The 20,016-nt window shown below is 33.8% G+C and carries 18 protein-coding genes and 1 other annotated feature; of the genes, 1 reads left to right on the top strand and 17 read right to left on the bottom strand.

Annotated elements, in window-relative coordinates; all coding sequences use genetic code 11:
• Positions 1-21 precede the first annotated feature (21 nt).
• From ABUA27_RS04220 to ABUA27_RS04175, 10 genes are all read right to left on the bottom strand, one after another.
• Positions 22-987, bottom strand: coding sequence for an Ig-like domain-containing protein (locus ABUA27_RS04220; RefSeq protein WP_129981758.1), 966 nt, complete (start codon positions 985-987; stop codon positions 22-24).
• Between the two features lie 64 nt (positions 988-1,051).
• On the bottom strand, positions 1,052-1,798 hold the full coding sequence (locus ABUA27_RS04215) for a ZIP family metal transporter (protein WP_238634542.1): 747 nt from the start codon (positions 1,796-1,798) through the stop codon (positions 1,052-1,054).
• 196 nt (positions 1,799-1,994) lie between these two features.
• Positions 1,995-2,435 (bottom strand): hypothetical protein, encoded by a 441-nt coding sequence (locus tag ABUA27_RS04210; protein WP_129981756.1) that lies wholly within the window; start codon positions 2,433-2,435, stop codon positions 1,995-1,997.
• An 81-nt stretch (positions 2,436-2,516) separates the two neighbouring features.
• Positions 2,517-4,862, bottom strand: a complete 2,346-nt coding sequence (gene feoB / locus ABUA27_RS04205; protein WP_129981755.1) for a ferrous iron transport protein B — start codon at positions 4,860-4,862, stop codon at positions 2,517-2,519.
• A gap of 51 nt (positions 4,863-4,913) precedes the next feature.
• Positions 4,914-5,432, bottom strand: a complete 519-nt coding sequence (locus tag ABUA27_RS04200; RefSeq protein ID WP_349820284.1) for an RNA 2'-phosphotransferase — start codon at positions 5,430-5,432, stop codon at positions 4,914-4,916.
• Complete coding sequence (gene msrC / locus ABUA27_RS04195) at positions 5,408-5,869, bottom strand: free L-methionine (R)-S-oxide reductase MsrC (protein ID WP_129981753.1); 462 nt, start codon at positions 5,867-5,869, stop codon at positions 5,408-5,410. The genes ABUA27_RS04200 and msrC overlap by 25 nt, the downstream gene beginning before the upstream one ends.
• A gap of 2 nt (positions 5,870-5,871) precedes the next feature.
• Positions 5,872-6,399 carry a nitroreductase family protein gene (locus ABUA27_RS04190; RefSeq protein WP_129981752.1) on the bottom strand — a complete coding sequence of 176 codons (528 nt, stop codon included), beginning with the start codon at positions 6,397-6,399 and terminating at the stop codon, positions 5,872-5,874.
• Between the two features lie 83 nt (positions 6,400-6,482).
• The gene (locus tag ABUA27_RS04185) at positions 6,483-7,304 is read right to left on the bottom strand and encodes a MetQ/NlpA family ABC transporter substrate-binding protein (protein WP_287968919.1); all 822 of its coding nucleotides are present in this window, start codon (positions 7,302-7,304) and stop codon (positions 6,483-6,485) included.
• A gap of 25 nt (positions 7,305-7,329) precedes the next feature.
• A complete protein-coding gene (locus ABUA27_RS04180; RefSeq protein ID WP_187011645.1) occupies positions 7,330-8,001 on the bottom strand; it encodes a methionine ABC transporter permease in 672 nt (223 codons plus the stop codon).
• A complete protein-coding gene (locus tag ABUA27_RS04175) occupies positions 7,991-9,028 on the bottom strand; it encodes a methionine ABC transporter ATP-binding protein (protein ID WP_349820283.1) in 1,038 nt (345 codons plus the stop codon). The genes ABUA27_RS04180 and ABUA27_RS04175 overlap by 11 nt, the downstream gene beginning before the upstream one ends.
• Positions 9,029-9,070: 42 nt before the next feature.
• Positions 9,071-9,306 (bottom strand) — a binding site (T-box leader).
• A gap of 279 nt (positions 9,307-9,585) precedes the next feature.
• Between ABUA27_RS04175 and ABUA27_RS04170 the strand changes: the two genes are divergently transcribed.
• Positions 9,586-11,313 (top strand): IS1634 family transposase, encoded by a 1,728-nt coding sequence (locus ABUA27_RS04170; protein ID WP_349820282.1) that lies wholly within the window; start codon positions 9,586-9,588, stop codon positions 11,311-11,313.
• Positions 11,314-11,544: 231 nt separating this feature from the next.
• Here ABUA27_RS04170 and ABUA27_RS04165 read toward each other — a convergent pair whose 3' ends face one another.
• The 7 genes from ABUA27_RS04165 to ABUA27_RS04135 all read right to left on the bottom strand — a co-directional run bounded on the left by ABUA27_RS04165 (position 11,545) and on the right by ABUA27_RS04135 (position 19,829).
• Positions 11,545-12,054: an NUDIX domain-containing protein gene (locus tag ABUA27_RS04165; protein ID WP_129981748.1), complete on the bottom strand. Its 510-nt coding sequence runs from the start codon at positions 12,052-12,054 to the stop codon at positions 11,545-11,547.
• Positions 12,054-13,268 carry an iron-containing alcohol dehydrogenase gene (locus ABUA27_RS04160; RefSeq protein WP_129981747.1) on the bottom strand — a complete coding sequence of 405 codons (1,215 nt, stop codon included), beginning with the start codon at positions 13,266-13,268 and terminating at the stop codon, positions 12,054-12,056. Before ABUA27_RS04160 ends, ABUA27_RS04165 begins: the two co-directional genes overlap by 1 nt.
• A 185-nt stretch (positions 13,269-13,453) precedes the next feature.
• Complete coding sequence (locus ABUA27_RS04155) at positions 13,454-14,239, bottom strand: HAD family hydrolase (protein WP_287968924.1); 786 nt, start codon at positions 14,237-14,239, stop codon at positions 13,454-13,456.
• A gap of 58 nt (positions 14,240-14,297) precedes the next feature.
• Positions 14,298-15,416: an aldo/keto reductase gene (locus ABUA27_RS04150; protein ID WP_349820281.1), complete on the bottom strand. Its 1,119-nt coding sequence runs from the start codon at positions 15,414-15,416 to the stop codon at positions 14,298-14,300.
• 101 nt (positions 15,417-15,517) lie between these two features.
• On the bottom strand, positions 15,518-17,599 hold the full coding sequence (locus ABUA27_RS04145) for an ATP-binding cassette domain-containing protein (protein WP_238634604.1): 2,082 nt from the start codon (positions 17,597-17,599) through the stop codon (positions 15,518-15,520).
• 1 nt (position 17,600) lies between these two features.
• On the bottom strand, positions 17,601-19,400 hold the full coding sequence (locus ABUA27_RS04140) for an ATP-binding cassette domain-containing protein (RefSeq protein ID WP_287968930.1): 1,800 nt from the start codon (positions 19,398-19,400) through the stop codon (positions 17,601-17,603).
• 48 nt (positions 19,401-19,448) lie between these two features.
• Entirely contained in the window at positions 19,449-19,829 is a 381-nt protein-coding gene (locus tag ABUA27_RS04135; RefSeq protein ID WP_288834324.1) for a hypothetical protein, read from the bottom strand.
• Positions 19,830-20,016: the final 187 nt, after the last annotated feature.

Here is a 20,016-nt window from a genome sequence, read left to right as displayed (position 1 = left end):
ATAAAAATAGAAAGAGAATCCTTAACGATTCTCCTTGATTCTAATCTTTCTTTTAACAAAAGAAACTAATGTGATAAAACCAAATAAAATAGCTGTGAATACTACTAATGCGATCACATAAGAAAAAGATGACTTCTCTTCTTTTTTAACCTTCTTATTCTCGTTTTTATTCTTTTTCTTAGTCTTAGTCTTTTTTACAGGTTCTTCCTGTTTTTGCGTTTCTGTAGTAGTGTCTTCATTTTTCTTTACTTCTACTCGTATTGATACTTTACGTGTAGACTGATATAACTTACCATAAACTGTATATTTACCTGCTTCATTAAAAATCTGATTATCCCAGATAATCTTGACCTTTTTACTTGTCTTATTAGAATAACTAACAGTCGCATATTGTGGTAATTGTGCTTCTACTCCTGTAGTTGTATAAACAACTGCAGGAACACTTACACTTGTAACAGATGCATACTTTACATGAACTGTCTGTGTAATAGTCTGATCATAAATATGACCATTTAAAGAAAATGTATGTACATACTTTAAAGCATTATTATCATAATTATCCCAGCGTATGATTTCATTTGATTGATCTCCATTAGACCATGTTACAGAAGCTGTTGCAGGTAAAGAGAGTGCTTCTCCTATAGTCACTGTTTTATTAGCTAATTCATTAATATGTGTTATTTTAGCTGCTTCTACATTCACTATACAGCTAGTGGTTACCTGTAAATCCGCAATAGAGCCTGTGACAGTAAATTGACTCGCATTTCTTGTCTTATATAAGCTTTCATCAAATGTATTCCAGTCAATATTATATTCCTTCTCACTACCATCATAGAAGGTTACCTTCGCCTTTAATGGGAGTGTTGGTGCTTCTCCAGAAGCAGTTGTCACTTTACCATCATAGCTGACATTGACTACATGATTATCTGCATAAACTGGGCTTATAAAAAACAAAGACATCAATAAAACTATGAATATCTTTCTCATTTATTTCACCTCTTATATCTATCTTATGCTTAATTCAAATAATAGTAAAGATTAATACTACGAATTAACCTAATGCGACATCTAGAACCATCATCAAAGTAAATCCTACTGAGAATAATAATACACCTAAATGTGAATGTTCTCCCTGACTCATTTCAGGAATTAATTCTTCTACTACAACATACATCATAGCACCTGCTGCAAAACTAAGCAGATAAGGCATCACTGAGATAATATAACTTGATAATAAGACTGTAATAAAACCTCCGATAGGTTCTACAATACCTGACAATGTACCATACATAAAAGACTTCAATCGAGACGCTCCTGTACTTCTTAAAGGCATGGATACAATTGCGCCTTCAGGAAAGTTCTGTATTGCGATACCTATTGATAAAGCAAGTGCTCCCATGGCAGTTATTCCTTTATTACCTGATAAATAAGACGCATAGACAACACCTACTGCCATACCTTCAGGAATATTGTGAATAGTGACTGCAAGTACTAACTTGATCGTTTGAGACAAGTGACTACGTGGTCCTTCCTGACTATGATCTAAATGCATATGAGGAATCAAATGATCAAGTAATAATAAGAATAGTATACCTAACCAAAATCCTATAAGTGCAGGAATAAAGGTAGAAGATTGATCAAGTGATGGAATGATTAAACTCCAGATAGAGGCAGCCACCATTACACCTGCCGCAAATCCAGTGAGTGCTTTTTGTATATTTAAACTTAATTCTTTTTTCATAAAGAACACACAGGCTGCACCTAGTGTTGTTCCTATAAAGGGTATAATTAAAACCATATGAACACCTCCCTTACTCATACTACATAAATCAATTAGTTAATTCAAACTATGTGATAAAGAAAAAAGATAAGCATGGGGAACACTTATCTTCTTTCTTGTATTTACACTTATACTTTGTAGTCTAACGAAGGGAAGGGATTGCTTGACTACGATACATATAATACTTAATGAATGTGTTAAGATTATAATTCGATTATGTCAAATTGTGTGAATCCTTATTTCCAAACAAATACATATCATCTATAGGAATGATATTTCTCATATATTGTGTGAGATCTATTTCTTTAAGAATGACTTCTCCTACAATAGATACATTATAGTTGTATTCATTTCCGTCTTCATCAATTAACTGAATACGCCACCAATCACGATTTGTAGAAGATGGATGATTAGAAGATTCAAGAAAGAATTCTTTTAATAGTTCTAAGAGTGTTTCAGCTTTTTCTTGTCCTATATTTACTCTTTTACGTCTAATAATTCTTCTAGAATTGAATCCATCTCCGTAATTGTATCCAGTAAACCAGATGTGTCCATCACGCATAATGGTTAAACGCTGACTGACTTCTACACAAGCATCCGGTTTTACTCCACGTCCTTTCGCATCTGAATAAAGTATGATTTTAGATAATCTCATGATGAACACCTCCTTCAATACATTTATTATAATTAATCACAATAAATGTATCAAACATTACAACTATTTTGAGAAAAATAATTATATGAAGAGTAATCCAATAGTATGTACGATAAAGGCACAAATCCAGGCAATAACACACTGGAAAACCACAATCTTTACAGCCCATGGACCACCTAGTTCTCTTCTAATAGAAGCGATAGCTGCCACGCAAGGTGTATATAATAAACAGAATATTAAGAGTGATAGTGCACCTAGAGGTGTAAGTATTGTCATTAAAGATTCTGTTCCTTTAAATAATACTGAGAGTGTAGAAACAACACTTTCTTTAGCCATAAATCCTGCAATAAGTGATGTAGAAATTCTCCAATCACCAAAACCTAAAGGTTTGAAGATTGGCGCAATGAATCCTGCCACCATCGCTAGAATACTATCCTGTGAATTAGAAACTAAATCTAGTCTTAAATTAAAACTCTGTAAGAACCAAATGACAATAGAAGCGATAAAGATAATACCAAAGGCTCTTTGTAAGAAATCCTTGGCTTTTTCCCATAATAACTGGAAAGTAGTTTTTGCACTTGGCATACGGTAATTAGGAAGTTCCATCACAAATGGAACAGCTTCACCCTTAAATAAAAAACGCTTAGAAATAAGAGCTGTAATAATTCCCATCACAATGCCAAAGATATATAAGCCTACCATGACAAGTCCAGCTTGTTTAGGGAAGAATGCAGCTGCAAAGAATGCATAGATTGGAAGCTTTGCAGTACAACTCATAAATGGTGTCAACATGATTGTCATCTTACGGTCACGTTCTGAAGGGAGTGTACGGCTGGCCATAACACTTGGCACAGAACATCCAAATCCAATCAACATTGGCACAATACTTCTTCCTGATAAACCAATCTTTCTGAGTAGTTTATCACTTACAAAGGCAACACGCGCCATATATCCTGTATCTTCTAATAATGATAAGAAGAAGAATAAAATAACGATAATAGGTAAGAAACTAATAATAGAACCAACACCCTGGAATACACCATCAATAACTAATGAATGTAATACTGGATTAATATTCCAAGCAGTGAGTCCTTTATCTACAACCTGAGTCAAAGCATCAACACCCATTTCCATAAGTGACTGTCCCCAGGCACCAAATACATTAAATGTTAAAAAGAATACGAGTCCCATAATAACGATAAAAGCTGGAACACCTGTATATTTACCAGTTAGAATCTGGTCTATCTTACGGCTTCTTTCTCTTTCTTTACTTTCATGTGGTTTAACCACTGTTTCTTTAACTAATTTATTAATAAAGGTAAAACGCATATCCGCAATAGCGGCAGTACGGTCTAATCCTCTTTCTTCTTCCATCTGTGAAATGATATGTTCAATCATTTCTTTTTCATTAGTATCAAGGTCTAGAGCTGCTTCTACTCTTTCATCACCTTCTACTAGTTTATTAGCCGCAAAACGTAATGGAATACCTGCTCTTTGTGCATGGTCTTCAATTAAATGCATGATGGCATGTAAGCATCTATGTACTGCACCACCTTCATCATTTTCATCACAGAAATCCTGTCTTAAAGGTGCTTCTTGATATTTTGCTACATGGATGGCATGATTTACTAATTCATCAATACCTTCATTCTTAGCAGCAGAAATAGGAACAACTGGAATTCCCAATAGTTCTTCCATCTTATTTAGATGAACATAACCACCATTACCTCTTACTTCATCCATCATATTCAGTGCTAGAACCATTGGTACATCTAGTTCCATTAACTGCATAGTGAGATATAGGTTTCTTTCTATATTTGTCGCATCTACGATGTTGATGATTCCTTTAGGTTTTTCATTTAAGATATACTGTCTAGATACTAATTCTTCACTTGTATAAGGAGATAAAGAATAAATACCTGGTAAATCAGTCACAAGTGTTTCTGGATGTCCTTTAATAGACCCGCTCTTTCTATCAACAGTCACACCAGGGAAGTTCCCTACATGTTGATTAGAACCTGTTAATTGATTAAATAATGTAGTTTTACCACAGTTCTGGTTACCCGCTAACGCAAAGGTAATCTGTGTTCCTTCTGATAAAGGATGTTCAGTCTCTTTATCATGATATTTACCACCTTCACCGAGTCCTGGATGAATATGGTGTTGAATAGGCGGAATAGGTGTATGATCTTCTACACCTTTAGAAGTCATATCTATTCCAATCTTTTTCGCATCATCTAAACGTAATGTTAGCTCATAGCCATGAATACGTAATTCCATTGGATCACCCATTGGGGCGAATTTTTCCAATGTCACAACAGAACCTGGTATTAAACCCATATCTAGGAAATGTTGTCTTAATGCCCCAGAGCCCCCTACATAAGTCACTGTAGCACTTTCACCAATCTTTAACTCATCTAGAGTCATAAAACCCCCTCCTTCATATTCTCTCAACAAGTATAGCACAAAAAAGCTTCCTTAAGTGGAAGCCTTCAAGTATTTTGTAGGTATAATCTTTGTAAGATAGATATTGTTTTCTGAGAGATAGAACTTGTATCCATCTTCATACATCGGTTTAGTATCAATAGTAAAGACATATGGTTCCCCGTGTCTTGAACCAACCGTCATTGCGGTTTCTATATCTTGAGATAAGTGAACATATATACGTGTCTGACTTAATATACCTTTTTCTAGAATAGAAGGTACAAAACGAGTTGCTGTACCATGATAAAGAATATCAGGTGGCTGTACTTCTTTCAAATCTACATTCACAGGAATAGAATGTCCTTGATTCGCACGTATTCTTGTATGATCTCCATTATATGAATAGCGCTGTTTCTCATCTTCTCTCACAATCATATCTAAGTCTTCTATTGTGATGTTTAATGCTTCTAATGTCTTTTGCACATCACCATAAGCATGTTCATCAAGTTTAATACCTATACTTTCTGGATGATGTCTCAAAATATAACTTAAACGTCTGCTTTTTCGCTCCATAATGATTTCTCTAATACTTTTCCAAGAGCCTCAAATAATTCCTGTTCCTTGTCTCCAAAACGACCTAAACTATTAGAATCAACATCCAATACCGCAATCACTTTACCTTCTTCATCATGTAAAGGAACTACAATTTCGGACTTTGCTTCTGCATCACAGGCAATATAGCCTGGGAATGTCGTCACATCTTCAATAAGAATTGTCTGATCTCCCTGTACACATACACCACAGGCCCCTTTACCTACTTTAATATGTGTACATGCTATTTTACCCTGGAAAGGACCTAAAACAAGTTCCCCAGCTCTCATCATATAAAAACCTACCCAGCTTAAATCATCAATTGCATCCATGAGTAACGCACTTGCATTAGACAAGTTAGTCACAAACCATTCATTTGGTGAAATAAGTTCTTCTAATTGTTTTATTAATAACTCCATTATTAGTCCCCCTGTGTATATTCCTCATAAGACACAATCGCATTGATTGGTTTTCTCTTATCATGCATTGGTCCAGGTACACAATCTTCTCTTGGATAACCAATAGGTAAGATCATCACTGGTACATAGTTTTCAGGAATATTAAACTGTTTGATTAACTCCTTATAATCAAAAGAACCTACATAAGTAGACCCTAATCCTAAATCAAAGAGTTTAAGCATCATATATGTAGCAACAATAGACACATCTACTTCACCACATTCTCTATTATGCATATCCTTCCATGATACTGTCTTGTCATAACATAAAATCATTGCGAGAGGTGCATGGAAATGATATCTAGTACATTCCTTTAGTTTTGCAAGATTATCTGGATCTTCTACTACAAGAATTCTTTGTGGCTGATAATTAACAGCTGTAGGTGCTATTCTTGCAGCTTCTAATATTTTATCTATTTTTTCTTTTTCTACCTTCTGATTAGAGAACTTTCTAACAGAATATCTTTCTTCTAACAACTGATCAAATTCCATAAGTTTGACCTCCTTATAAAACTATTATATAAGAAATACTCTTCTAGATAAATAAAAAGCGGTCGAATGACCGCTTCAATTCATTATTCTGCAGGTTTTACAGATACTCCGAATTTCTTTTCAATCCATTTCTTAGTGCTATCACTCTTTAAGATTTCAACAAGTTTCTTAATTGCTTTATTGTCTTTATTTGATTCTTTTACAGCGATGATATTCTGATAAGTCTTTGCAGCTTCAGAATTTGAATCTTCAGAAGTGATGATCTTATCAGTCACTTTTGCATCTAATGCATAGTTACCATTGATGATACCGAAATCAACATCAGGTAATTTAGAAGCCACCTGTGCAGCATCTACTTCTACTAATTCAACTTTTTTGTTGTAAGATTCTACATCCTTCTTAGTTGCGTTTACACCTGCATTCTTATCTAATGTAATAACACCATTGTCTGCAAGTAATAATAAAGCTCTTGCTTCATTAGTTGCATCATTAGGAATTGCAATCTTAGCACCATCTTTGATATCAGATACTGCTTTATATTTAGTTGAATATAATCCTAAAGGTTCAAAGTGGATTGCACCAACTGATACTAGATATCCATCATCACCCTTCTTATAACCTTTGTCTTTGTTGTAAGAAGTTAGGTATGGCTGATGCTGGAAGAAGTTTGCATCTAATGAACCATCTGAAGTAGATGGGTTGATGTTAGGATAATCTGAGAATTCCTTAATCTTTAATTTATATCCTGCTTTTTCAAATTCTGGCTGGACATGCTTTAAGATAATAGCATGAGGTGAAGTTGTAGCCCCTACTGTAATAGTTTTAGAATCTGACTTACTTCCACATCCTGCTAATGAGAAAGCTAAAAGACCTGCTGTAAATACTTTTAAAATGTTTTTGTTCATAATATTTTCCTCCAATGTATATAAATTAATGTGTTGTTTTTTCTACGAGTTTGTCACCAATTGCCTGAACAATTGAAATTAAAATAAGAATTAAGATAATAACGACGAATGTAATATCTCCCATTGATCTCTGTAGACCATATCTGATCGCCATATCACCAAGTCCGCCTGCGCCAACAGAACCAACAATCGCAATCTGTCCGACTAACGCAATAAATGAAATTGTAAGACCTCTGATCATCCCTGGAATATTTTCTCTTAGATAAACATCAAAGATGATTTCTTTTGTACTGAGTCCCATCGCAATACTTGCTTCAATGATTCCTGGATCAATTTCCATAATGGCTGATTCCATCTGTCTTGCGACAAATGGTGCTGTTCCTATAACTAGAGGAACAAGTGCACCTTCGATACCAATTGTTGTACCAAATAAAGCACGAGAGAGTACAGCTACAGTAGGAATTAAGATAATAAATGGAATAGATCTAAATAAGTTAATAATCTTATCTAAGATCCAGAAAACTGGTTGATTTTCTTTTAAACCATCTTTTCTAGTGACTACTACAATAACTGCTAATAAGATTCCAATAACCACTGAGATTAAACCACTGATTACCAACATTAATAATGTATCAATAATAGCTTGTGGAAAATCTGAAGCAAACTCTATAACGTTTGGAAATAGCTTAGTTACCACGTTTAATCACCTCCACTTTAACTCCCTGTTGTTTTGTGAATTCTAATGCTTTCTTGATATCTACATCTTCACCTGTAAAGATTGTAATAAGTGTACCAATTGGCTGTCCCTGGATAATTTCTACATTCCCAAAGATAATAGAACAATCTACACTGTAATCTCTTGATAATACTGAAATTAATGCGACATCTGTATTAGAACTCTGATACTGTAATTTCACCATCTGCTGGTTTTCATTTAACTGTGTAATACGATGATTGTCTTTGATCAATTCATCAATCTTATTAAGATTGTTTGTAGTAGCGATAAAGTTCTTAGTAATTTGATGCTGTGGATTAGAGAAGATATCAACAATACTGCCCTGTTCTACCACACGACCATCTTCCATGACTGCCACCTTATCACATACTTCCTTGACTACAGCCATTTCATGAGTAATTAAAATAACTGTTAAGCCAAATTCTTTATTTACTTTCTTAATAAGTTGAAGAATACTTTGTGTTGTCTGAGGGTCTAAAGCACTTGTGGCTTCATCACATAGAAGTACTTTAGGATTGTTGGCAAGCGCTCTTGCGATTGCAACTCTTTGTTTCTGTCCTCCAGATAACTGACTTGGATAAGAATCTTTTCTTTCTACCAAATCGATAAGTTCGAGTAATTCTAAGACTCTCTTTTGAATCTTATCTTTACTCCAGCCTAAATGTTTTAATGGAAAAGCGATATTATCGTAGATAGTACGACTGTTGTAAAGATTAAAGTGCTGGAAGATCATTCCAATCTTTTCTCTTTCTTTTCTTAAATCTGCATCTGATAGTTTTAATAAATCTTTATCCCCAAATACAACAGCACCGCTATCAGGTTTTTCTAATAGGTTGATACATCTTACTAATGTAGATTTACCAGCCCCTGAGAAACCAATAATACCGCAGATTTCCCCTTCTTCAATATTTAGACTGACATCCTTGACAGCATGAACATCGCCATCTTTAGTTTTAAAAGTCTTTGTAACATGTTCTAAGTGGATCATGTTCTCTCTCCTTCCCTTAAATAAAAAACGTTCTCATCCATATAATAGGACGAGAACGTAATGTTTCGTGTTACCACCTAAATGCATTATTAAGTCACCTTAATAACCTCTTCGAGTACATGCATACTCTATCGCTGTAACGGGCGCTCCCGTCATGACTTACATTTCAGCCATGCAACTCCAAGACCATCTTCCTATAACTTCCCTTTATTCCTTCTCAGCTAACGGAACTCTCTGTATAAGTTTCATTACAGTACTCTTCTTTTCACTGTCTTTTCTTGATGTGGTTTCATCTTAGCACCACATAAAAAGCACGTCAACACAAAACACGATAATATCTACTGCTTTAGTAGGATTATAGTTTTATAAAATAGGGTACCATAGTTTTAGACTATATCAGTCGGGAGTTTGACAGTTGTCTCCATTTTTTCACTAACCAAATCGCTCAAAACGTTGATTATATCAATGCTTTTGAGTTTTTTTATTGTCAAATTTGTGAAATTATATGTAGGAATATGTAGGAATTCATGATGTAATAGCTGTAGGAGGTGATGCCCATGAAACTGACTTTTTCAAAATCTAAGAACTCTACATCACTTTACATTCAGAAATCATTCAGAAAGAATGGTAAATCAACTTCAAAGATAGTAAAAAAACTAGGAACTATGGAAGAACTCCTTCCTCAACATAATAACAGCGAGGAGGAAGTCATAGCCTGGGGAAAAAAGATTGCCAAGAAGATGACGGAGGAAGAAAAAAGAGATAAGGACATTGTCCTTATCTCCCTATCGCAGTCAAAGCTTCTAGAACCAATGAAGCAGACATCATATAATGGCGGCTACCTTTTCCTTCAGAATATATTCCACAGTCTCAAACTTGATAAGATCTGCAGAGATATACAGGATGATTATAAGTTCGAATATGATCTTGCAGATGTCCTATCAAGACTCATATATTCAAGAATTATCTATCCATCAAGCAAGCTCTCTACTTTTGAGGATTCAAAAAGCTTTATTGAACAGCCTACATTCGAGCTTCATGATATTTATAGATCACTTGATGTTCTAGCAGAAAAGTGCGATACAATCCAGGAATTCCTTTATGAGAATTCAAAGAAGGTTGTAAATAGAAACACTTCTGTCCTCTATTATGACTGCACAAACTATTTCTTTGAAATAGAAGAGGAACGCGGTAACTGCAGATACGGCAAGTCCAAGGAACACAGATCGCTCCCTATCATTCAGATGGGACTTCTTATGGATGGTAATGGCTTTCCTCTTTCATTTGTCATATTCCCTGGCAATGAGAACGAGCAGCCTTCACTCATTCCAGTTGAAAAGAAGATAATAAAGGATTTTGGTATCACAAAGTTCGTTGTATGCACTGATGCAGGGCTTGCTTCTAAGGAAAACAGAGAATTCAATATACAGAAGAATTGTTCATATATCGTCACACAGTCTCTTAAAAAGATTAAGAAGCACATAAAGGACTGGGCACTTAATCCAGAAGGATGGTCTAAAGGTGAAAGTACTGGATTAGACATATCTTCTGTAATGAAGGCCGTTGACGATGGGGAAACATTTGAAGACGGCATCTGGTACAAGGAAAGATGGATCAACGAGAATGGTATTGAACAGAGAATCATTGTTTCGTTCTCTCCAAAGTACAGAGCCTATCAGAGGTACATCAGAAGCAGGCAGATTGAAAGAGCCAGAAAATCAGCTGAAAGTAATAAGAAAACAACTACTAAAAACCCTAACAGCCCTTCAAGATTCCTTGATGAAGTCAGATATACTGACAATGGCGAGGTTGCAGATAATGTGGAAGTAGTTGTGAATGATGGCAGAATAGCTGAAGAAGAGAAATATGATGGATTCTATGCAGTATGTACTACATTAGAGGATGATATAAAGGATATCATCAAAGTTAATAAGAGAAGATGGGAGATTGAAGAATCATTCAAAATCATGAAATCTGAATTCAAGGCTAGACCCGTATATCTTCAGAAGGATAACAGAATAGAAGCACACTTCCTCACATGCTTCATTGCACTGATGTTCATCAGAATACTTGAAAACAAAACAGGCAACAAGCTAACTATCGAGAAGCTTATTGATACATTAAAAGAATATAACTTCTATCATTATGAAGGTAGCGGCTATGTTCCAACGTATACAAGAAATGATGCAACTGATATTCTTCATGAGGCATTTGGATTCAGAACCGACTATCAGATCAATGGTGAGAAAAATATGAAAAAAATTATAAAGAATACAAAGAGATAGAGATATTACTACATTTTTAAAGCAAAAAGCCCTTCAAAAAACGCTGAATTCATCAGTATTTTTGAAGGGTTTTTATATGTACAACTGTCAAAGACAGGATCTTAGCACCACATAAAAAGCACGTCAACACAAAACACGATAATATCTACTGCTTTAGTAGGATTATAGTTTTATAAAATAGGGTACCATAGTTTTAGACTATATCAGTGTGTAAAAAAAGGATCTGTATTTCTACAGACCCTTATCTATAGCATCATGAATAATATCAGCATGATCAAAGGCAAGATCATTCATACCTATATTGATATCACCACATCTTAAATGTGTTTCATCGACAATAGTGAACCATTTTGCTTCTTTGGCATCATCACCAGCTTCTGGATGAATACTATTCTTATCTACATCTGCATAAAATGCGGTAGATACAACCCATCCACGAGGATCTCTTCCCGGCTGACTATAAACACCTACAAGCTTCATAGACACACCTTCTATACCTGTCTCTTCTTTAAGTTCTCTTGAAGCCGTCTTTTCAATCGGTTCATTCTTATTAGCGAAGCCACCAGGCAGTGCCCATTTACCTATATAAGGATGTCCACCACGTTTAACCAATAGAATCTCTGTCACATCAGAATGAGCAAAGATACAAATATCAGCTGTCAGTGAAGGTTTAGGATATTTATCAGGATTATAGCTTTTTAAAAATTCTTCTTCTGTAAGACCGTTCTTATCTCTACACATTAGAAATCAACTTCTGTATCGTAGTAGCAAGCCTTTAATAAGTTTTCCATTTCTTCCTGAGTTGGAATACGTGGGTTAGAACCTGTACATGCATCAGCAATAGCGTTCTTAGCGATTTCTGGTAATCTTTCTAAGAATACATCTTCAGGTACAAATCCAACTTCAGCTGGTAAACCATCAGCACCATAGTGGTTGATACTATGTGGGATATTTAATGCATCATTCATACCTCTTAAGTATTTAATTAATAATGCAACCTTTTCATCATCATTTTCTCCACCTAAGTGCATGTAATCAGCAATTACACCATAACGTTTCTTAGCTGTTTCATCTTTAGCGTTATAAGCAATAACCTTTGGTAAGTACATAGCATTAGCTGCACCATGGATAATATGTCCACCCTGGTCTACGAAAGCAGCACCAGTCTTATGAGCCATTGAATGTACGATACCTAATAATGCGTTAGAGAATGACATACCTGCTAAGCACTGTGCATCATGCATATCATCTCTGCAGCTCATATCACCATTATATGATTTAACTAAGTTAGCCTGGATCATTTCAATTGCATGAATAGCAAGTGGATCAGTGTAGTTACAGTTTGCAGTAGATACATATGCTTCAATTGCATGAGTCATAGCATCCATACCTGTATGAGCAACTAATTTAACTGGCATAGTTTCAGCTAAGTCAGGATCTACGATAGCAACATCTGGAGTGATTTCAAAGTCAGCGATCGGATATTTAATACCTTTATCATAATCAGTAATGATTGAGAAAGCTGTAACTTCAGTTGCAGTACCACTTGTAGATGGAATTGCACAGAAATGAGCTTTCTTTCTTAACTTTGGAATACCAAATACTTTACACATTTCTTCGAATGTGATTTCTGGATATTCATATTTAATCCACATAGCTTTTGCAGCATCAATAGGTGAACCTCCACCCATAGCTACGATCCAGTCAGGCTTGAATTCTTCCATAACTGCAGCACCTTTCATAACTGTAGTTACTGATGGATCTGGTTCGATACCTTCATATAATTTAACTTCCATACCAGCTTCTTCAAGATATTTAACAGCTCTATCTAAGAAGCCATTTCTCTTCATGCTTCCGCCACCTACACAGATAATAGCTTTCTTACCTTCTAAGTTCTTAAGGTTTTCTAAGGCACCTTTGCCATGATATAAATCTCTTGGTAATGTAAATCTCATATTATATTTTCCTCCTATACAATACCTTTGATGACTAACTTTTCATCTAGTGAAAATTTTATCATAAACGCTTACATTAGTCAATGTTACAAAGGTATTTACAGTTTAAAAAATACAATGCATATCTTTAGTTTTTGCGATAATAAAGCCATTATTTAGACTTCACAAAAATTAAAAAAAACAATTTATTTTTTTCTTTGATTTATATACTGAGGCACACTTATATGGATGACTTCATCTGCGCATTTAATAAGTTCAGGAGCAGCATTCTCTACAGCACAGCTATAGTCCGCCTCTTCAAACATTTCGATATCATTCTTTCCATCCCCAAATACAACCACTTCATCACATTGCAGCTTCTGTTTTAAGTATTTGATGGCATTGGCTTTAGAAGCATCTGGTGACATCACTTCTAACCACCAATCATGTGAATACATTTCTTGATCAAAAACAGCATAATAGTCTTCCTTAAACAAATCATAGAGAGGCTTTAATTTATCATAATCATCTATCAATAATAAATAGAAGATATCCCCCTCATAGAGATCTTCATAAGTATTCACAGGATGATTTCTAGGATCATCTAAATGATCAGCTACAAAAGCTTTTACTCCTACACTCATCTTGTCCTTAATATAAGAGAAGTAGTTATTCTTTCCTATTTGAGAATATACAATAGGTGAAATATCAAAATTCTTTACTGTATCTAATATAGAATCTCCTAAATAGTTTCCTAGGATGACATCTCCATTAGGTGAGAGTATAAATGTCCCATTCTGGACAATTACAGGAAGCTTAAAGTTTATATCACCTATTACCTGTTTTGCGGTAATAAGAGAACGTGCAGTCGCATAAGTAATATTCACATCTTCATCTATGAGTTGGTTTATTAGTTTTAAGTTTTCTGGTTTAATCGATTTATCTGGTTCAAGTAATGTCCCATCTAGATCTGTTACATAGAGTGTCTTCATAATTTCCTCCTATATAAAAACATCATGATACTATTTTACCATGATGTTTAAGAAAAAGTTATTTTTCAAAGTATTCTGCGACTTTTTGCAAGTTCTCAATAATTAGAAGATGCTGTGGACATGCTGCTTCACACTGCCCACATCCAATACATTCACTTGCTTTACCAAATGTATGTGTTAAACGTGTATAGTATTCTCCTTGAGGTCTCCATGATTTAGTCGCTACTTCCTGTTTATCAGCATTATAAAGTGAGAAGTATTTAGGAATCGCAATATGCATTGGACAACCTTCTGTACAATAAGAACAGCCAGTACAAGGAATTTCAATACTACTATTAATAATATCAACAGCTTTCTTAATAAGTGTCTGTTCTTCCTCATTTAAAGGCTTAAAGTGTTCCATATAGCCTGTATTATCTAATAGCTGTTCCATATTACTCATACCAGATAAAACTACCTGTACATTATCTAAACTTGCCGCAAAACGAATCGCCCAAGATGGAATAGACATATCTGGATGATAAGACTTGAATGTCTCTTCTACTTCATCAGGTACATTTGCGAGAGTACCACCCTTGACTGGTTCCATTACAAATACAGGAACATGATGTCTTACTGCTGTTTCATAGCATTTATGAGACTGTACGCCTTCACTTTCCCAATCCAGATAATTCAACTGAAGCTGTACAAATTCTACTTCTGGATGTTCAGATAAGACACGTTCTAATAAGTCTGCATTGTCATGGAAAGAGAAACCAATATGTTTTACTAATCCTTTTTCTTTCTTATCTTTCAACCATGTGAAACAGTCTAACTCTGTATATTTCTTATAATGATCTGTTCCCACATCATGTAAGAGATAATAATCAAAGTATTCTGCACCTGTTTTTCTTAATTGTTCATTGAAGATTCTATCTCTATCTTCTTTTGTTTCAATAAAGCCTGCATGAAGCTTATCAGCTAATGTAAATGAATCTCTTGGATGTCTTTCTACTAAAGCTGTCTTAGTCGCTTCCTCACTCTTAAAGGCACAATACATCCAGGCTGTATCAAAATAAGTAAATCCTTTTTCTAAAAATGTATCCACCATTCTTTTAGTTTCTTCAATATCAATGCTGCCTGCATCATTTTGATCGAGTAATGGTAGACGCATTAAACCAAATCCTAATTTCTTCATATACATATCCTCCCTACATTCATTTTAACCCTAAAGTAAGGTTTAAGGGCAAGAAAAAAAGAGCTGTAACGCTCAAGATAGTAATAAATACTACCTATTCATTACAGTCCCTTTTGATTTTTCATAATCATTTGAATAAATGCAGGAATAAAGAATTCTATGATGAATGCTGCAATAAAGAATAATAATATCAGCATTTTAGTTACAGGTATAATCAAACTATATATATGTATCCTTATAACAAACTCTATAAAGACTTCTAGTAATACTACTCCCAAAACAGCTAACATAAGAGAATTCTTGATATAAGTAAGACTAAAACTCTTGCTTATTCTCTTAGTAGTAAAACCTAAGTTATATAGAAAATCTCTTGTCTGTTTTTCTTCCTTAAGAATGAGGTATTTGAGGTAGAAATAGAATCCATACAACAATACAAATACTATAATCATGAATTGCATTAATACTTGTTTATTGTTGGAAAGAATCTTATTGATTGCACTATTATCTACAAAAGCACCTTCTACATTAAAACCAAGCTTTTCTAACTGTTTTGTGACTTGATCTATATTTTTCAAACTATCTACTCTTACAGTATAAGCACCTGGTTTCCAAGGTGTTTCTACAATAACCTGATCCACATCACTCATTGTATAAGTAGAAGGTAATGGTCCTTCATAATATGTATAATCCATTCCTTCTTCACCAGGCACACCATATAATACCTTCGATTGTGTTGCATGATATGTCTTCCTATATTGATTTATAACACTTCGTGGGACATAAATACTTCTAGTACCACTATATGAATTTGAACTTATTTCTGTTCCTTCCTTTAATATACCTCTTACAGGTAGTTCTACCTCTACTAAATCCACGAGGACAGTATTAACATCCACATATTCACTACCTTCTAAATCAATACCTGTCTGTGTAATACCTGATGCATCATACATAGGAATAGGTAAATAGAACTTTAATTTAAGATCATCCATATTGATTGAATCAACTGAAATATCCTGATTAGATAATAACTGATTACTTATATATACACCTTTATTATTATTGTGCTTTACAGTTAAATTTGTATAATCATCTTCATTATCATATACCTGCATACTCACTAGATTTATTGTTTGATTACATTTCTTTCCTGTAAGTTTTGCTTCTTGATATTTCAGTTGAGTTTCAGTATCTAATCCAAGTATCATAACATCATCGTATTCTTTTTCATAACGCCATTTAACACTCTCAATATTCTTTACAGATTTAATCTTTTTATAATCTGATTGTGTCATAGGAAATTCTGAACCATTATATGAATAATAGTCATTACTCATCTTTTCCTTATATACAGTTAAATCTCTCGAAGCAATCGTATTGATTTTTTGTTCATAAGATGCATTATAATGTCCATAAATATTATAGCTATATGCACATATAATCATTGTGAAAGCAACCAGGATATTCATAACTATTCTAAATGCACGATGAGAAAAACGTAGATTAAATAATTTATGATTATGTGGTATCTGTGATATAAGAGATGTTTCTCTCTTATTTTCTTTTTCTAGAATAAGTGTTTGATCAACCTTATAGAGCACATCTGCTTCTTCAATCATCCTTTGATCATGAGTTGCCACAATCACATAATGTCCCTCTTCAGCATACTCTTTTAGATACTTAATCATTTCTAACGCATAGGATGAATCTAAAGCGGCTGTAGGTTCATCAAGTATCAATATTTCTGGCTGACTCATAATAGCTAAACAGATAGCGGCTCTTGTCTTTTCACCACCTGATAAGTTTCTAGGATATTTTTTCTTTAGAGAAGCTATACCAAACTTTTCTTCATATGTATCATTTCTTTGATAACCTAGTTTAACTAACTGTTTAATATGTTCCTCTATAGTTATTCCTTCAATAAACAAAGGAATCTGAGGTACATTGACCATATGATCATAAATGAACTGTTGTCTACTATCTTGATCTTGTTCATCTATTCTCTGTCCTTCATAGATATATTCACACTCATATGCGAATTGAAAGGCTTTTAAGAAAGTAGACTTACCAGAACCACTCTTTCCCCTAATAATAGTCAATACACCTGGAGAAGTATGAAATGATGCATTGTTTAAGATTACTTTGTCACCAAATGATATATTTAAATTTTTGATTTCAATCACCTTAATGCACCTCATTTCTTAATTCATCTACTATATTCAGCTTATTAATGAATTTGTTTTGAAGAACCATTCTTTCTATCAATAAGATAATTATGAATAAGACAGTCATATTAGAAAGTGTCACCATATTAAAAGTACCTAATATAAGAGACATGATTGAGGAGATTAGAGTAGAACTCACTACAACTATAGATATACTTCCCAATGTTTCTATCATGGATATTCTTTGTAAATCCTTTTTTAATAATCCTGATATCAAAAGAAGTACAAGTTCTTTTTTTCTTTGCATAAGAAGATGAGATTCCAATACAATATCAATAAGTACACTAATAACTAGAATCACACCCGCAAATGTAAACATCATATTCTTATAGTAAGAATCAAGACTATTCATAGCCTCTCTATCAGTGAATGAATCATTAATTCTATATCCCTTTGATTCATAATAGTCTATCAATTCATTCAATTCATTATAGGTATTAGTCTTAATGATATAACCTATATAACGTGGTGTACATCCTGATTGTTTATAGATATCCTGAAGAATTGCATACGGAACATAGATATATCTCTGACTCTTTGATACATAATGAACCTTTTTATTATTCCTAAATACACCATTGATATCAAATGTATGAGTTGTCTGATTCATTCCTTTTTGATCAGTGATATAAAGATCTAGTTTGACTTTATTATGAGAAGATATCTGATTCAGGCGATAATAAGTATCATTGTCCATATAAATACCTGACCTTGTTTCCTGGATATTTCTATCTATATATTTAGAAAGATCATCATCCTTGAAATAAGGCACAAGATAGACATCTTCTCCTTCTATTTGTGTATATATTTTATATAGAGGAAACGTATTCTTATCATCTATTTTTATGAAATGAGAATAATCCTGATCCACATAACTATGCTTATCTTTGGTAATAATAGCCTTATTTTCTAATTGTCCTATCAACATCTGCATTCCTTGATCCCTTGAATGATGAATAATACCAAGAATCATCTGTCCAGATACAAGTGTCAAGATAAACACCATCATCATCAATACATACATGAACTTATAATGTTTCATATAGTCTTTTATATACTCTTTATAGAACTTATGATCAACCTGAGAGATAACACCCTTTCCACATATATCTTCTTGAATCACAGAACCATCAGATATCAGTCTTCCATCTTCTAGTGTATAGACAATATCTGCATACTTTATAGCCTCTTCTGAATGAGAAGCCAACACAATGGTCATATGCGCACTTAATTCTTTTAATATTTTATAGATTTCTATCTCATTCTCATAATCAAGTGAAGCGGTCGGTTCATCTAAGACAAGCACTTGTGGATTACTTACAAGCGCTGTTGCGATAGAAAGTCTCTGTCTTTCCCCTAAAGATAGCGTCATGACATTCTGATTCAAAGTCACATCAAGATGCATCTTATCAAGATAATCCTGTATATCTTTATCAGATAAATGTTTATTATGAATATGTGCAAAATACTGTAATGTTCCTCTGACATCTAGATGAGCTAATAAATCATTTTCCTGTAATACACAGCTGATACATTCTTTTCTGATATTATTTCTATCTTTTTCTTCTATGAGATGATGATCATAATAGTATTGATACTTGCTTTTTGTATCCATAAGCGCAATACAATAGAGAAGAGCTGTCTTACCTGAACCACTCTTCCCTCTTATAAGAGTAATAGAATGTGCAGGAATAGAAATAGAGGCATGATCAAGAATAACCCTATCATATTCTATACAAATGTCCTTTAATTCAATCATATTATCATTCCCTTCTAATAAAAGCTTCTAGCAAAGCTAGAAGCCTTATTATTTCGTATAACACGAACCCCATTTATTAGTATTTCCATTTATTTCCCAATGATATGTACTGTATCCTGTTCTAGTAACACTATTATAATCTGTACTAGAAAAACCTACTCTCTGTGAACATTTATAAACACTACCAGATTTAGATGTCTGAGGTTTGCCTGACTTAGAAGCATATCCGCCTCTTCCAGAATATCCAATATTAAACGGATTACTTATCTTCCATCTTGTTGTTTCATGTGTATAATAAGTTGCTGTTACACTTGCACTCGTACCTGCACATGTCGTACGAAGAGACTTATTCACAGATGCTGCGTATACATTTTTAACACTAATAATTCCAAGCAAAAAACAAATAATAAATACAATTTTTTTCTTCATAATTCTTTTTTTTGAATACCCATAATCTACAGGTAACGATTTAAGAGAAGTGTGGAGCAGAAATATTAAGGATATATACTATTTGTCTATGACTGATAGGAAATGATCTTTGTAGGTATTTCTTGATTTTATCCATGATAGTCTTTCCCATCTTTCTATGGTTAAATCTATACTCCTGTTCATTCAG

This window comes from Catenibacterium sp. RTP21428st1_D7_RTP21428_210409 (genome assembly GCF_040227455.1).
Classification (GTDB): domain Bacteria; phylum Bacillota_I; class Bacilli_A; order Erysipelotrichales; family Coprobacillaceae; genus Catenibacterium; species Catenibacterium mitsuoka_A.
This window is presented reverse-complemented; position numbering and strand designations above follow the sequence as displayed.